Origin of the sequence: Leptolyngbya sp. NK1-12 (assembly GCF_032598965.1) — a bacterium.
Taxonomy (GTDB): Bacteria; Cyanobacteriota; Cyanobacteriia; order Elainellales; family Elainellaceae; genus Elainella.
Genome location: NZ_CP053586.1, coordinates 4,960,602 through 4,976,621, shown reverse-complemented (window position 1 = coordinate 4,976,621; position 16,020 = coordinate 4,960,602). Strand labels below are relative to the sequence as shown.

Genomic DNA, 16,020 nt, shown 5'->3' with positions numbered 1-16,020 from the left:
GTGATTAGATGAGTTAGATAACGTGTGAACTGACGAGTCGCTTACTCTTCATCGTCTTCTTCATCGTCATCCACATCATCGGCTTCGTAGTCGTCGCCATCATCGAGAATCGGCGAGAAGGGATCGTCCTCATCGTTGGAGCGCATGCCGTAGCTGGCCCCAAAATCACCGAATCCACCATTGTTGCGGCCACCGATCGGCGGGAACACGTCAAAGCCAGCTTCGCGCTCATAGGTGCGGGCCGTGCGGTCATCCACCACGATGTCATCTAAGCCGCCCATCTCCTCTTCAAAGCCCTGATAGTCGCTCGCGTCAGGTTCCACGGCAGCTGTGTCTTCGTAGGTGTTGAAGCCAGTACCGGCAGGAATCAAGCGTCCGATGATCACGTTTTCCTTCAGGCCGCGCAACCAGTCGGACTTGCCTTCGATTGCTGCTTCGGTAAGGACACGAGTCGTCTCCTGGAAGCTGGCTGCCGAGATGAAGCTGTCGGTGTTGAGCGAGGCTTTGGTGATCCCCAGCAGCACCGGAGTGTATTGAGCCGGAGCACCGCCGGTAATCGACATGGCTTCGTTCACCTGTTCGATCTGGCGTAACTCGACTAATTCACCCGGCAGCATTGTGGTATCACCGCCATCATCAATCCGGCCCTTCGAGGTCATCTGCCGTACAATCACTTCGATATGTTTGTCGGAGATCTCGATGCCCTGGGATTGGTACACCGACTGGACTTCGTTCACCAGGAAGGTCTGGACCGCCTGCAAGCTGCGCAGAGCCGACTCAGCATCTGGCATGCCTTCACCCCGGTGATAGTCAAAGAAGACCTCCAGAATTTCGTGTGGATTAGCGGGACCATCGGTGAGCGCTTCTCCAGCGTTGACATCCTGTCCGTCGATTACCATCAGGTTCTGACCTGGAGTGAGTTGGTATTCGGTGATCACTCCATCTGGCTCAACCACCTTAATTTCCACCGATTCATCGTCGCTGTAGACGACTTGAGCCGTACCCGGACGTTTCGCCAAGATGCAGGCTTCCTTCGGCTTACGAGCTTCCAGTAGTTCCTCGATTCTGGGTAAACCCTGAATGATGTCTCCGGTCTTGGCACGTTCAAACACCAGCAGTACCAGGTTGTCACCCCGCTGGACCAAGTCGCCGTCGTTGATGTGCAGCACCGCACCGGCTGATACCCGATAGGGGCGGGCAATCCGCATCACCACCCGGTCGCTTTCCACCTTGACAACCTGACCCGAATCCGGAGCCTTGAGGCCATCCGCCAGCTTGGAACCTGCTACGAGCAGACTGCCTGGTTTAACAGTAGGCGTTTTGCCCTGGGTTTCAACCACAACTTGGTCCGCCGGACGCATGACCAGAACCCGTCGAATCGCCTCACCGTCTTCGCGAATCCCGCGGACTTCTCCGGCTTCTTTGGCCAGAATTTCGGTGCGGGCCACGACCGCTCCCGGTACAATCTGATCGCCATCTTGCACCAGCAGGCGCGTGTGGGTACTGCCCTGGGTTTGGTCCGCCGCCACATCTCGCCGAATCACCAGCGATTCCAGAATCACGAGCTGGAGGCGCATCACCTCTGGATTGGTTTCGTCGGGAATTAGCTCGATGTCAGCTGCTAGTTGGGGTGCATCTTGCTCGATCTCCAGCACGAGCTGCGTCCGCAACAGTTCCAATCCTTCTACTGACTTGACCCGCTCGCCATCCTTGTAAGGAATCCGCTGCACGGCCCGCAGTTGGATCGAATTGCTGGACTCTTCCCGCGTGGAGGCTTGGCTCGGCACCGAGGGTTCATCGGGCACCGTGAATTCGGTCACCGGCCGCAGCAGCAGGGCTGGGCCTTCGGGCGACTCGACATATTCGATGTAGCGCAGCTCATCCACGGTTAAACCGGGCATGACTTCCTGCCCTGGATTGACGATCGTGCCGTCCTTCGACATCACCGCTTCTGGATTGTCAGCCAAATGCAGTTCACCGGGCTTGATCACGATCTCGCGCAGAATGTCGTTCTTCTGGGTAACTTCGACCACGCCGCTACTCTGACAGAAAATGTCCTTCACCACTTCGGTGCCGGCTTCCACATATTGGCCGTCTTCTACCAGCAGCAGCGAGATGTCTTTGTTGATCTCGTGGGCTTCTTCGGGAATCCACAGCAAAGTGCCGCCCTGCACCACCTCGTAGCCCAATTTGGCTTTGCCCTTCTTCGCGACTTCAACGCCGGAATAGCGAATGATACCGCCAGTCTGAGTGTGGTAGCGGTCGTCGATTAGCTCGGCTACGACCTGACCGTTGCTCACCTTCGCTCCGGGAGTCGCAATTAAGGAGAAGCGCTGTCCAGTTTGGGTTTCGATCAGGTATTGCTCCCGGCCCTGATGGCTTTCGACTACCACCTGAGCCTGATCCAGCAAGACTGAAGCGGTGATAATTTCGATCTCCCGTCCGCCCTTGCCTTCGTTTTCCTGAGGAATCCGTACCACGCCACCGTTTTCGGTGATCAGTTTGGTTTCGGCCAGGATGCCGTTGGAGTCAATATGATCGCCATTTTTAACGACTGGTTCGGCTCCGGGGGGTAGGTTATACACCTCACCAGAAAGGATCCAGATCAGACCTCCGTTTTGGGCAATGCGGGTGGTGTTGCCCTGCCGGTCTTTCTTCTCTTCTGGAATCAGGTCGGCAAATTTGACTTCACCCGCCAGGTCCGAGGCCACATCCTTGGTCGCTTTCTCCGTTACCTTGCGGACACGGCCTGTCGAGGGCATCTCCACCAGCATCTGTCCGGCTTTGACCGCATCCCCATCGCGCACGAAGATGATCGATCCGGGCGGAACCGTGGACGATTCTTTCTGGCTGCCCGACTCCACCATGACATCGACGCTGACCTCGCTGATCAGTGCATCTTCACCATGACGGGTACGGAAGGCGCGGGAGCGAAACTGCTTCGGCTTGGTGTGGACTGTACCATCAAAGCCAGCCCGGACCTGCGGGGCCAGTTCGCCGGTGAAGGTACCGCCGGTGTGGAATGTCCGCATCGTCAGCTGGGTACCCGGTTCACCAATCGACTGGGCCGCAATGATGCCCACGGCTTCGCCCAAATCCACCATCGAGGCATGGGCCAGACTCCAGCCATAGCAGAGCTGGCAAACCGAACGCGATGCTTCACAGGTGAGCGGCGACCGCACAAACACTTCTTCAATCTTGGCTTTGCCAATCTGCTTGGCTAGCTCGTCGGAAATTGCTTCGTTGCGAGCCACAAGCACTTCGCCGGTCTGGGGATGCACGATGTCACGCGCTGCCACCCGACCCAGCAGCCGATCCTGAAGTGGAATCAGTACCCGCTCCCCGTCGGTCATGCTCTTGACGGAAATACCGCGCTCGGTGCCGCAGTCAATTTCCCGGATGATCACATCCTGAGCCACGTCCACCAATCGGCGGGTGAGGTATCCGGAGTCAGCGGTACGCAATGCGGTGTCTACCAAGCCTTTGCGGGCACCGTAGGAAGAGATGATGTATTCCGTAACTGTCAGACCTTCGCGGAAGTTGGTTTTAATTGGCAGGTCGATGATTTCCCCTTGCGGATTCGCCATCAGACCGCGCATGCCCACGAGCTGCCGTACCTGGGAGATGTTGCCTCGCGCCCCCGAAAAGGCCATCATGTAAACCGAGTTGAGCGGGTCGCTGGCTTCAAAGTGGCGCACCACTTCGTCTTTTAGCTCTTCGCTGGTGCCGTTCCAGGTGTCGATTACCTTTTGGAAACGCTCCACTTCCGTGATTTCGCCCCGCGTATAGCGGCTTTCGGTCTCGCGGATTTCGTCTTCTGCCGCTTCCAACAGCTTACGCTTACTGGGGGGCACCTGCAGGTCATCGACGCTAATCGAGACCCCGGCCCGTGTGGCAAACTTGAAGCCCAGATCCTTGAGTTCGTCGGCCATGTGGGCGGTTCTGGCCGTACCATAATTTGTAAACGCCCAAGCAATCAGCCGCCGCAGTTGGCCTTTGTTAACAACTCGGTTGCGGAAGATCATTGCCGGGGTTGGCTTTCGTGTTGCTTTGTCCTCTGCCGTCATTCTCAGCCTCTCAATTTCAGTATTTGTTCGCGCTGACTTTTACGCTGGCTTTGTATGGCCTTCAGCTCACCAGGGCATCTTGAACCGTCTTGTTATAGATGATTCGTCCTGGCGTGGTCTTGATGTATTGGGAAATCAAATTGCCGTCCGCATCTTGACGCACCCGACGGAATTTGTAGGTTCTCGTAGTACTGCCATCGTCGGCGGTTTGCGCTTCTAGCGGCTCAACTTCCCCATCTTCGCTTTCCACAGCGCCATCGAAGCGCACCCAGACATAGGCGTGAATGTCAACTAGCCCCTGCTCATAGGCCACAATCACATCCTCCAGGCTAGAGAAGTAGCGTCCGGCTCCTTTAGTCGCGGCGGGGTTTTCTGCGGTCAGGTAATAACAGCCCAAGACCATGTCCTGGCTCGGCGTGACAATCGGTCGTCCGGTGGCCGGAGACAGAATATTGTTCGACGCCAACATCAGCAACCGTGCTTCAGCCTGTGCTTCTAGCGACAACGGCACATGCACCGCCATCTGGTCGCCGTCAAAGTCGGCGTTAAAGGCCGGACATACCAGCGGGTGAATTTGGATGGCGCGTCCTTCCACCAGAATCGGCTCGAAGGCTTGAATCCCTAAACGGTGCAGCGTTGGTGCCCGGTTCAGCAGCACGGGGTGGCCGTCGATCACTTCTTCCAGCACATCCCAGATTTGAGGATCGTTGCGCTGGATCAGCTTTTTAGCGGCCTTGATATTGTTGACCAAGCCCTGACGAATCAAGCGGTGGATCACAAAGGGCTGGAACAATTCAATCGCCATTTCTCTAGGCAAGCCGCACTGGTGGATCTTCAGCTTGGGACCAACCACGATCACAGAACGGCCCGAGTAGTCTACCCGCTTACCCAGCAGATTTTGCCGGAAGCGGCCCTGCTTACCTTCGATAATGTCCGACAGCGACTTGAGCGGGCGGTTGTTGGCTCCCACCACCGTCCGACCCCGCCGACCGTTATCGATCAGAGCATCGACCGCTTCTTGCAGCATCCGCTTTTCGTTGCGGACAATGATTTCTGGAGCCAGGATTTCCTGTAATCGCGCCAGTCGGTTGTTGCGGTTAATCACGCGGCGGTACAGGTCGTTCAAGTCCGAGGTGGCAAACCGGCCTCCATCCAACTGCACCATTGGGCGCAAGTCGGGCGGAATCACCGGAATCACGCTCAGGATCATCCAGTCGGGCTGGGAGCGGGTGGCAATAAAGTTGTCGATCACCCGCAGGCGCTTGATCAGCTTGGCGCGTTTTTGACCTTTGGCTACCGCGATCTCTTCCCGCAAAGTTTCCGCTTCTTTTTCCAGATCTAGGTCTTGTAACAGCCGCTGTAAGGCTTCTGCCCCAATCCCGACCTCGATTCCTTGAAGCTGGGAATCTTCGCTGTAGAGCTGGTCTTCGATCTCGATCCACTGGTCTTCGGTTAGGAGTTGCTTGTAGCTGAGGTTCTCCGCATTGCCAGGATCCAGCACCACGTAGGAGTTGAAGTACACAATCTGCTCTACATCCCGCAGCGGCATATCCAGCAAAATCGACATGTAGCTAGGAATGCCCTTCAAGTACCAAACGTGAGCCACGGGTGCCGCCAGCTTAATGTAGCCCATGCGATGACGCCGCACGCGCGACTCGGTGACTTCTACTCCACAGCGTTCGCAGACGATCCCCCGGTGCCGGACTCGTTTGTATTTACCGCAATGGCACTCCCAGTCCTTGGCCGGACCAAAAATCCGCTCGCAGAATAAGCCATCCATTTCTGGCTTTAGCGTCCGGTAGTTGATCGTTTCCGGCTTGGTCACTTCGCCCACAACCATGCCGTTTGGCAGCGTCCGCTCTCCCCATTGGCGAATTCGTTCTGGAGATGCCAGACCAATTTTGACGTAGTCAAACCGCTGTTCTAGCTTTGGCATCACTAATCCCCACTAAATAAGAGTTTTGAGTTTTGAGTTTTGAGTTTTGAGTTGAGGTGCAGTCTTGGCGTAGCACTGGAGTTTCAAGTTCTAGAAGCGTTTGTTCATCAAGAACTCAAAACTTAGCACTTAAAACTCAAAACTTTTTGATTGGTCAGTCTTCGACTTCTTCCATCTCGTCGCGGGAAATGGATTCGTAGGTTGGGCGCGACGGAGCACGACGGTTGCCAACATCGGCCATCAGGTCTACCTCACTGTCGCGACTGGTGCCGTCATCTTGGGTTTGCAGTTTGTGGGCTGCAATATCGAGACAGAGGGATTGCAGCTCTCGCATCAACACCTTGAAGGATTCGGGGGTGCCAGGGCGAGGAATTGCCTTGCCTTTGACGATGGCGTTCAGGGCTTCGTTGCGTCCCTGCATATCATCTGACTTCACGGTCAGCAGTTCTTGCAGGATATAGGCAGCTCCAAATGCCTCCAGTGCCCAAACTTCCATTTCGCCAAACCGCTGTCCACCTTGTTGCGCCTTACCGCCCAGGGGCTGCTGGGTAACCAGCGAGTAGGGGCCAGTCGAACGAGCGTGAATCTTGTCGTCTACTAGGTGCACCAGCTTCAGCATATAGGCCGTACCGACCGTTACCGGACGGTCAAACGGTTCGCCACTGCGTCCGTCGTAAACCTGGATTTTGCCAGGGTTATCGGGGTTGAAGACCCAATCTTGGCCGGTTTTTTCCCGCGCTTCGTTGATCTTGGAGTGGGTTGTGAGACGGGATGCCTCGGCTCCATACATCTCATCGAACGGAATCATCTTGAACCGCACGCCCAAGTTATGACCAGCCCAGCCTAGCAGACACTCGAATACCTGACCCACGTTCATCCGGGACGGCACACCCAGCGGGTTCAGCACGATGTCAACCGGGGTCCCGTCGGGCATATAGGGCATGTCTTCCTGCGGCAGAATCCGAGAAATAATTCCCTTGTTACCGTGGCGGCCTGCCATCTTGTCACCCACCTGGATCTTGCGCTTTTGCGCCACATAGACCCGCACCACCATGTTGGCTCCGGGCGGCAGTTCATCGCCTTGCTCACGGGTGAAAACACGCACATCCACGACGCGGCCTTTTTCACCGTTGGGCACCCGCAGCGAATTATCGCGCACATCCCGTGCCTTTTCACCGAAGATGGCCCGCAGCAGTTTTTCTTCCGGCGGCTGATCTGATTCCCCTTTGGGTGTGACTTTACCGACCAGGATGTCTCCGGCTTCTACCCAAGCCCCAATCCGAATGATGCCAGTCTCATCGAGTTGCCGCAGCGCATCTTCACCGACGTTGGGAATCTCACGGGTAATTTCCTCTGGGCCGAGCTTGGTTTGGCGCGCTTCGATCTCGTATTTCTCAATATGGATCGAGGTGTAGACATCGTCATAAACTAAGCGCTCGCTGATCAGGATGGCGTCTTCGTAGTTGTAGCCCTCCCAGGGCATATAGGCCACCAGTACGTTTTGGCCCAGCGCCAACTCGCCGCCCTCGGTCGCCGATCCATCCGCCAGAATTTGGCCTGCTCTGACTCGGTCGCCAGCAAAGACGATGGGACGTTGGTTCAAGCAAGTGTCTTGGTTAGAGCGCTGATATTTTTGCAGTTGATACTCGATCGCTTTGCCATCGAGATCACGAACTTTGATCTGATTGGCATCAACATGGATCACCTCGCCATCAGTGCGGCTAACGATCACCATGCCGGAGTCACGCGCTGCCTGTGCTTCCAGTCCCGTGCCAACCAAAGGCCGCTCAGGACGCAACAAGGGCACCGCCTGCCGCTGCATGTTTGATCCCATCAGAGCACGGTTGGCGTCATCGTGCTCTAGGAACGGAATCAGCGAAGTGGCAACCGAAATGATCTGCACTGGCGAAACGGCGACAAAGTCAATTTCATCTGCAGTGGCAGTGGTGAATTCTTGCCGATAGCGGATTGGCACCTGTTCACCCAGGATGCGTCCCTCTTCGTCCATAGAAACATCGCCTGCCGCTACTCGGAACTCATCTTCTTCGTCCGCAGTCATGTAGACGGGCGCTTCGTCCTTCAGTACGCGGGCATTTTCCACTCGGTAGAAGGGCGTTTCGATGAAGCCATAGGTATTGACGCGGGCATGGGTAGCGAGCGAGCCAATCAACCCCGCATTCGGACCTTCCGGCGTTTCAATCGGGCAAATTCGACCATAGTGGGAGGGGTGAATGTCGCGCACGGCAAAGCCAGCCCGTTCCCGGGTTAGACCACCGGGTCCGAGGGCGCTAAGGCGGCGCTTGTGGGTTAGCTCAGCCAGTGGATTGGTTTGGTCCATGAACTGGGACAATTGCGAGGAACCAAAGAATTCCTTGATGGCAGCCACCAGTGGTTTGGGGTTGACCAAGGAGGCAGGTGTCAATGAATCGGCATCCGATACCGTCATGCGCTCCCGGATGATCCGCTCCAAGCGGTTGAGACCAACTCGCACTTGGTTTTGCAGCAGCTCACCCACCGAACGCACTCGCCGGTTACCCAAGTGGTCGATGTCATCGATCTGACCGATATCAAATTCCAGGTTGATCAAATAGTCGATTGCGGCCAAAATGTCTTGAGGCGTGAGAATCCGCGTTGTTTCCGGCACGCTCAGCCGCAGCTTCCGGTTCAGCTTGTAGCGACCCACCCGGCCCAAATCGTAACGCTTGGGATCAAAGAAGCGGGAATCGAGCAACTGTTGACCACCCGATACGGTCGGCGGCTCACCTGGACGCAGCTTGCGGTACAGCTCCATCAGCGCTTCCTCTTCGCTGAACTGCCCCTCTTTCTCGATCGTTTTCTGGAAGTACTCAGGGTGGCGCAGGGCATCGAAGATTTCGCCATCGCTTAACCCTAGTGCCTTCAGCAATACCTGGGCCGAGAGCTTGCGAGTTTTGTCGATCCGCACCCAAACCAAGTCGTTTTTGTCGGTTTCAAACTTCAGCCAAGCGCCTCGGTTGGGAATCAGGCTAGCGTTAAAGGTGCTGCGACCGTTTTTGTCGATTTCTTTTTTGTAATAGACGCCAGGGCTGCGGACAATCTGGTTGACAATAACCCGCTCCGCACCGTTGATAATGAAGGTACCACGGTCGGTCATCAGCGGTAGGTCACCGATAAAGACTTCCTGCTCTTTAATTTCGCCGGTTTCTTTGTTAATTAAGCGGGTCGGCACATACATCTGCACCGCATAGGTACTGTCCCGCCGCTTGGCCTCGTCCACGTCATATTTGGGCCGCCTGAGTTTATAGTCTTTGCCGAGAAAATGCAGCTCTAGCTTTCCGGTGTAGTCGGTAATCGGCGAAAAACTGTCTAGCTCCTCAATCAAGCCTTCCTCTAAAAACCAGCGGAAACTAGCACGCTGAATCTCTACGAGATCAGGCAGGGTAAACATCGATGGCGATTTGGTTAGGTTACTCATGCGTCTCCTCGTATGGGTATTGCTTTGGGCATGCCCCTAACGCTGCGGTAGTTGGGCAAGTAGTCGGGCAATAAAAGCTACAACGACGGCAAAAATTCCAGTCCTCAACCAAGGAAGACTGAAACCTATCCGTCTAGAAATGCAAGACGTTTAAGATATTGAATTGAATCGGATTCCAGAAGAAGTTCCAATCGTGAAAGTCAGGGTGCGGGCGGACAGAGCACGGAGAGTATAGCTTAAACAATGGACTTCGTCAACCTGCTTCAAAGTTACAAACAAAAATATAAAGATTGCGATCACGCCAAACGTCAGAGCCGTTAGATCTTAACTACTGCTCTGCATCACTCACCTCAAAAATTTTTACATCCTCCAACCTTCATTATGGCGTAGACTAGTCATTTTGTGGGTCAAACTTTTGGTGACCCTCTAGATCAAGATCTAGATCAAACTTGGGGAACTTCCAAGCTGTTCCCTGCGAGTCAGGGCTAGGAGCAGTTCAGCTTAGTCAGCTCTTTCAAACTGCCTTTTAGGCGTGGCTGGCGGCTAGTGACGGAAGGGACTCCGGTAAGGGCAGCTTAAACAAGCGACAGGCATTGCTCGTGGTTTGAACGGCGAGGGTTTCCAGGGGCACCTGACGCAGTTGGGCCATTTGCTCAGCCACATAGCGAACATAGGCGGGTTGGTTGCGTCGTTCGCCCCGCTTCGGTACCGGCGATAGAAACGGACAGTCGGTTTCGATCAAAATTCGGTCGGCAGGTACAAGCTTGGCCGACTCCTGCACTTGCCGCGCATTCTTGAACGTGACAATGCCGCTAAAGCTAATGTAAAACCCCAGATCGAGAAACCAGTGAGTTTCTTCTGGAGTGCCGCTCCAGCAGTGCATTACGCCCCGAACGGCTCCCTGCTCAGCCCAAAACGAGCGCAGTAATTCTGCCATGCGAGCCGCTGCATCTCGACAGTGAATGATCACGGGCCGATCAAGCTGATGCGCAATCTGCAACTGAGCCTGAAAAACGTCCTCCTGCAAAGCCTGGTTATCGGCTTTGTAGAAGTCCAACCCCATCTCACCAATCGCCACTACCCGCGCATCGGACTGGGCTAAGGTGAGAATCTGCGCCGCTGAATCTGCCGTCCATTTATCGGCGTCTAACGGATGCAGACCGACAGCAAAGTAGAGTTCAGGAAACCGATCGGCAATGCTTCGAATGTCCTGAAATTCAGACGGCTCAACGCAGGAATGCACCAAACGCACAACCCCAGCCGCACGCCAGTCCTCTGCAACCTGATCCAGATCGGCTGCAAAGCTATCGAAATTGAGATGCACATGGGTATCAATCAGCGGCGCGGGCTGCATAGGGGTCCTTGAAGGCTGTTCTTCCCAATTCTAGAACTTGAGACTCAGAACTTGAGGGGATTGGCCCAGTTGTTCTGTCACCTCAAGCCTGCTATGAAGCCGCCGCTTCCTTCGATTTCAATACTTTAGCGAGGCGAGATTTTTTGCGGGCACCATTGTTGGGATGCAGCACGCCGCGCTTCACGGCTTTGTCAATTTTGCTATAGGCCGCCGACATGGTGCGCTGCACTTCTGCCATCGCTTCGTCAGTAGGATTTGCCGCATAGGCATCGACCGCCGTTAAGTAACGCTTCATCAGGGTTCTCACGGCGGACTTGTAGGATTTGTTGTGCAGGCGATTCCGCTCTGCGATCTGGATACGCTTGATTGCCGACTTAATATTTGCCACGGTAACTATCTAGATAGAGGTCAGAAGAGTTTCTTTCAGCGATCCACCATTCTAGCGAATGATTTGACGAAAATGCCAGACAATCTGCCATCGTTTCTACATAAATCCTTGGAAAATCCAGGTTAAGCTAGAAGAGACACAGGTTTGACGCCAGCCGCTAAGATGGCTGAAGTAAGACAGACCTGTACTGATGGGTTACTTCCCGACCTTGCGTTTTTAAGTCACTGTGGCAATGCTGCGAATCATCACTCAGCGGGCTGAGGCACTCACCGAACTGCGACGAATCTGCGATCGCACCCATGACGATCAAGTTGTGCATAAAGAGGCAACGGTTCGAGAAGTGCTGCAAGCCGTGAAGCGGCAGGGCGACCGAGCGGTACTGCACTACACCGAAGAATACGACCAAGTATCCCTGAAACCTGAAGAGTTGCGCGTCTCCGGCTCGGAACTAGACGCCGCTTACCAGCAGGTTTCCCAAGAGCTGCTCAACGCGATTCAGCTTGCCTGCCGTCAGGTCGAGGCGTTTCACCGACAGCGGGTGCCCAAGAGCTGGGTCCAGTTTGGCAAAGATGAGGTGGTGCTGGGTAAGCGCTATACCCCAGTTGACCGGGCCGGCTTGTACGTTCCAGGTGGACGCGCCGCCTATGCCAGCACCGTGATCATGAACGCGATTCCGGCGAAGGTAGCTCAGGTGCCGCGAATTGTAATTGCCACTCCACCCGGCCCCAATAAGGCTGTCAACCCTGCTGTTTTGGTCGCGGCTCAAGAAGCGGGCGTAGACGAAATTTACCGCGTCGGGGGAGCACAGGCGATTGCAGCTTTAGCTTACGGCACGGAAACGCTCCCCAAGGTGGATGTGATCACCGGCCCCGGTAATATTTACGTCACCCTAGCGAAAAAGCTGGTTTACGGCACTGTCGGCATTGACTCCCTGGCCGGACCATCCGAGGTGCTGATCATCGCCGATAGTTCTGCCAATCCGGTACATATAGCGGCTGATCTGCTAGCCCAAGCCGAACATGACCCGTTAGCTGCCGCTATATTGCTGACCACCGATGCTGATTTAGCGATCAAGGTGGTGGCCGAGGTAAAGCAGCAGTTGATCAACCACCCGCGCCGGATGCTGACCGAAAAGGCGATTGCCCATTACGGTTTGGTAGTGGTGGTGGAATCGCTGGAGGTTGCGGCAGAACTCTCGAACGAATTTGCTCCAGAGCACTTGGAGCTGGAAATTGAGGATCCCTGGAGCCTGTTAGACAAAATCCGCCATGCCGGAGCGATCTTTCTGGGCAACTCTACCCCGGAAGCGGTGGGTGACTATTTGGCTGGTCCCAATCACACGCTGCCAACGTCGGGTTCGGCTCGCTATGCCTCGGCCCTGAGTGTGGAAACCTTTATCAAGAGTTCTAGCTTGATTCAGTACTCGCCCAAGGCGCTAGAGCGGGTGGCTTCGGCAATCGATGTACTGGCAACGGCTGAGGGGCTACCCTCCCATGCCGATTCGGTCAGACTGAGAGTCCAAGACCCGGCAGAACTGGAACGGCTCGATACCGAGATACCGACAGCGGAGTAGGATGCGGCGACAATTGGATTGGATCAATTTAAGGTGAGGGGGCGTCAATCGTGTTTAAGAAAATTCTGGTGGCTCTCGATGGTTCAGATCTATCAGAACAGATCATCGCGATGGTGCAGCAATTTCACCTCCAGGCAGAGACAACAGTGGTGCTGGCCCATGTGATTGTCAATCTCGGTGCCGATCCAGACATTGCCGTTGACCGCCCCCAAGCCGATACCGAAACGATCTCGCATCAACAGCTAGAAAAGCTGCAATACTACCAATCTCTCTTACCCTGCCAAAGCGAGATCGAAATCGTCATGGGCGAGCCAGCCGAAGAAATTATCCGTTTAGCCAACATTCACCAGGTTGATCTGATCGTGATGGGCAGTCGCGGCCTAACCGGAATCAAACGCATCCTCCAAGGTTCGGTCAGCAGTCAGGTGGTGGAAGAGGCTCCTTGCTCAGTGTTTGTCGTGAAGCTAAAGTGACAAGTTGGAAGCATAATCCCCCCACTCTCCACTCCCCACCCTTCATGACCACGCTGGAAACCGACCGCCTGCTCCTGCGCCTGTTCCGCGAAGCCGACCTAGATGCCTACGCCGAGATGTGTGCCGATCCAGAGGCAATGCAGTACATTGGACCCGGCCATCCCCTATCGCGAGCTGAGTCTTGGCGCAGTATGGCCACAATGCTGGGACACTGGCAGTTGCGGGGCTATGGCCTGTGGGCGGTGGAAGAAAAAGCGAGCCGCGAGATGATTGGCCGCATTGGCTGCTGGAATCCCGAAGGCTGGCCGGAGTTTGAAATTGGCTGGATGCTGCGCCGTCCTTTCTGGGGCAAAGGCTTGGCCACCGAAGCGGCAAAAGCTTCCATCGAATACGCCTTTCAAATCCTAGGACGGACCCATATTGTCAGTTTGATTGTGCCGCAGAATCAGCGCTCGATTCGAGTCGCAGAGCGGTTGGGGGAAAAACTGGAAGGACGCACAGAAATTTTTGGCCGCGAGGTGTTGATTTACGGCCTAGAACGAGAAGACTGGCTGGAGCATCGTTAAATACCAAGTTTTGAGTTTTAAGTTTTGAGTTTTGAGTTTTGAGTTTTAAGTTTTGAATTTTAAGTTTTAGTGGCATCGCCTGTGCATAGCAGGTCTGTAGCATAGGTGAAGTACAAACGGTTCACTTGGGGCATCTCTCAAGCTTTCTGCTGAGCCAAAAATTGCCGCAGCCGCAATAGGCTGAAGGTTTGGCCGAGATTCAGCGGCAGCAACGAAATTCCTTCCAGGCTCGACTGCACCCAACCGTCACCCCAATACCACTGATGGAAGCCATCGATGCCCTGACTCATCAATAACCGCAACCCGTTTGGCTCCACTAAATCGACTTCATGGCGAATCGTAATCGGTCCGATGTAGCTGGTAAATATCGTGCCTTTTTGCAGACGGTCGGGCAATCCAGCAGAGAAGGTTTGCGGAGCCAGCCATTGCCGAAACTGATCCGGACAAAGCAAGCTATCCCGAATCTGCTGTTCAGAAGCATCGACTTCAATCCGCAGGTTGCTTTGTTGAAACGTGCCAAACATAGAGAATAGGGCTGATGGGTAGGGTCCAGATTCAGATTAACGTACTGTAGGCAAATTCGGTTGGAGATGGGGTTTGGGATATTCGCGCCGCTCGAAATTCTGGCTATGCGTTCATTGGCATTGCTTCAGATGGTAAAACCGCCGCATTATTAGAAGAGGGAGCCAGACATGTTCTACCAAACTATCAGGACTTCGATCGCTTTATCGCATTGCTCGATTACTAAATTCGCTTATGTCTGAGCCAGTCACGATTACCGTTAAGCTATTTGCGGCCTACCAGGAAGCCTATGGGCTGCCCGAACTGGTTTTGGAGTTGCCCACTGGCACCACCGTGGCCCAAGTGCTGGATCGCCTCCTGGCAGAGCATCCAGAACTAGAGCAATGGCGAGATGTGACTCGGTTCGGCGTCAATTTGCAGTTTGTTGCAGCAGACACCCCAGTGCAGCATCACGATGAAGTCGTGCTGATCCCGCCAGTCAGCGGCGGCTGACTCACCGCTTAAACGGCTCCCACTTCAAAGATCCATTCTTCTGTGCCGATCTTGATTCGATCGCCTGCTGACAGCCACACGGCCTGATGCGGCGTCAGTCGCTGCTGATTTAGGTAGGTGCCGTTAGAGCTACCCAGATCGGTCAACCGATAGCGTCGAGTGCCGCTGGTGTTTTCTACCTGTTCGATGCAGGCATGGTTACGGGAGCAGAGTTCATCGCTAGAAACGAGCGTATGATGGGCTTCTCTACCAATGGTGAAGGGATTGGCGGCAATCGCGATGGGAGCGCCAGATTGGCAGTGGATTAGACGAGCGGTAGTGGTGGCTGAATCGATAGCAAGCGTAGTTGGCGGCAGTGGCGTTTTGTAACGGGCTGGAGCAATGGGTTGAGGAGGCCGTTCACCGGGTCTCAGCACAAAGGTTTCAGCAATTTGCGCCTGCAAGTTTGCCTCATGCTCTAACTCGGCCCGAGCAGTCAAACCCTCGAGTTGGCGAATTACACCTCGCTTTTGCGGGAAGCTAATATCACTGACCCGGACATCATCTAGATTGAACCCCAGCGTGTAAAAGCTATCGATTTGGGCAAGCAGGTAATCGCGAATCTGGACTCTGCCGATTCGATTCAGTTCTTCTAGCCGCAGTTGATTGACCACTACTCCCAAATTGTCTTTGATTGCACTGGTCAGGGCAGCGATTGGGTCCGAAAGCTCTAGCGCCACTCGTTTAGGGTCCACCACCTGATACATGACGCTGAGCGAAATATTGACCAAATACTGATCGCGGGAGACAAAATCTCCCTGAGAAACCACGTCTAGATGGCGAATTTTGCTGTCTACTAACACAATTTCGCATTGCTCTAAGAGCGGCAGCGCAAAGCTGACGTGGCGACCGGGTTCCAGTTTCCGCACAAGCTGACCGTTTTTAACCAATAGCCCCACGTACCCTGCACCGATAAAGTTCATGCTGAATCCGGCCCAGCGCTCTGGTGTAATCGTTTGGATCAAGGGTAGAGAATCGGTGGTCATGCAAGCCTGAAGAATATCCTCGTTACAATCCTAGCTTTGGCAACTGCTTCTGAGGGCAAACATTTGTTCAGTTCTACAACCGGCTGCTGCCAAGATCTGATTCAGCTTGACCAACCAATTCAGCTTGACCAATAAAAAACTGGAGAATGCTGTGATCCTCCAGTCTTAGT

At 54.6% G+C, this 16,020-nt stretch carries 11 protein-coding genes; 4 read left to right on the top strand and 7 right to left on the bottom strand.

The features are described 5' to 3' along the window. Positions 1-41: 41 nt before the first annotated feature. The 5 genes from HJG54_RS21125 to rpsT all read right to left on the bottom strand — a co-directional run bounded on the left by HJG54_RS21125 (position 42) and on the right by rpsT (position 11,199). Entirely contained in the window at positions 42-4,067 is a 4,026-nt protein-coding gene (locus HJG54_RS21125; RefSeq protein WP_316431221.1) for a DNA-directed RNA polymerase subunit beta', read from the bottom strand. A gap of 61 nt (positions 4,068-4,128) precedes the next feature. After that, positions 4,129-6,003: a DNA-directed RNA polymerase subunit gamma gene (locus HJG54_RS21120; protein ID WP_316431220.1), complete on the bottom strand. Its 1,875-nt coding sequence runs from the start codon at positions 6,001-6,003 to the stop codon at positions 4,129-4,131. Positions 6,004-6,157: 154 nt separating this feature from the next. Beyond that, positions 6,158-9,457 (bottom strand): DNA-directed RNA polymerase subunit beta, encoded by a 3,300-nt coding sequence (gene rpoB / locus HJG54_RS21115; protein ID WP_316431219.1) that lies wholly within the window; start codon positions 9,455-9,457, stop codon positions 6,158-6,160. Between the two features lie 526 nt (positions 9,458-9,983). Further along, positions 9,984-10,811 (bottom strand): TatD family hydrolase, encoded by an 828-nt coding sequence (locus HJG54_RS21110; protein ID WP_316431218.1) that lies wholly within the window; start codon positions 10,809-10,811, stop codon positions 9,984-9,986. A 91-nt stretch (positions 10,812-10,902) separates the two neighbouring features. Then, on the bottom strand, positions 10,903-11,199 hold the full coding sequence (gene rpsT, locus HJG54_RS21105; RefSeq protein ID WP_316431217.1) for a 30S ribosomal protein S20: 297 nt from the start codon (positions 11,197-11,199) through the stop codon (positions 10,903-10,905). Positions 11,200-11,431: 232 nt separating this feature from the next. Between rpsT and hisD the strand changes: the two genes are divergently transcribed. The 3 genes from hisD to HJG54_RS21090 are packed head-to-tail and all read left to right on the top strand — an operon-like array spanning position 11,432 to position 13,811. Further along, positions 11,432-12,772 carry a histidinol dehydrogenase gene (gene hisD / locus HJG54_RS21100; protein ID WP_316431216.1) on the top strand — a complete coding sequence of 447 codons (1,341 nt, stop codon included), beginning with the start codon at positions 11,432-11,434 and terminating at the stop codon, positions 12,770-12,772. A gap of 50 nt (positions 12,773-12,822) precedes the next feature. After that, the gene (locus HJG54_RS21095; protein ID WP_035998031.1) at positions 12,823-13,245 is read left to right on the top strand and encodes a universal stress protein; all 423 of its coding nucleotides are present in this window, start codon (positions 12,823-12,825) and stop codon (positions 13,243-13,245) included. A 44-nt stretch (positions 13,246-13,289) separates the two neighbouring features. Beyond that, a complete protein-coding gene (locus HJG54_RS21090) occupies positions 13,290-13,811 on the top strand; it encodes a GNAT family N-acetyltransferase (protein ID WP_316431215.1) in 522 nt (173 codons plus the stop codon). A gap of 137 nt (positions 13,812-13,948) precedes the next feature. Here HJG54_RS21090 and HJG54_RS21085 read toward each other — a convergent pair whose 3' ends face one another. Further along, the gene (locus HJG54_RS21085; protein ID WP_316431214.1) at positions 13,949-14,335 is read right to left on the bottom strand and encodes a hypothetical protein; all 387 of its coding nucleotides are present in this window, start codon (positions 14,333-14,335) and stop codon (positions 13,949-13,951) included. A gap of 232 nt (positions 14,336-14,567) precedes the next feature. On the opposite strand from HJG54_RS21085, the gene HJG54_RS21080 reads away from it, so the two are divergent. Further along, positions 14,568-14,825 carry a MoaD/ThiS family protein gene (locus HJG54_RS21080; RefSeq protein WP_316431213.1) on the top strand — a complete coding sequence of 86 codons (258 nt, stop codon included), beginning with the start codon at positions 14,568-14,570 and terminating at the stop codon, positions 14,823-14,825. A gap of 8 nt (positions 14,826-14,833) precedes the next feature. Here the strand turns inward: HJG54_RS21080 and HJG54_RS21075 are convergent, their stop codons facing one another. Continuing rightward, on the bottom strand, positions 14,834-15,850 hold the full coding sequence (locus HJG54_RS21075) for an FHA domain-containing protein (RefSeq protein ID WP_316431212.1): 1,017 nt from the start codon (positions 15,848-15,850) through the stop codon (positions 14,834-14,836). Positions 15,851-16,020 lie beyond the last annotated feature (170 nt).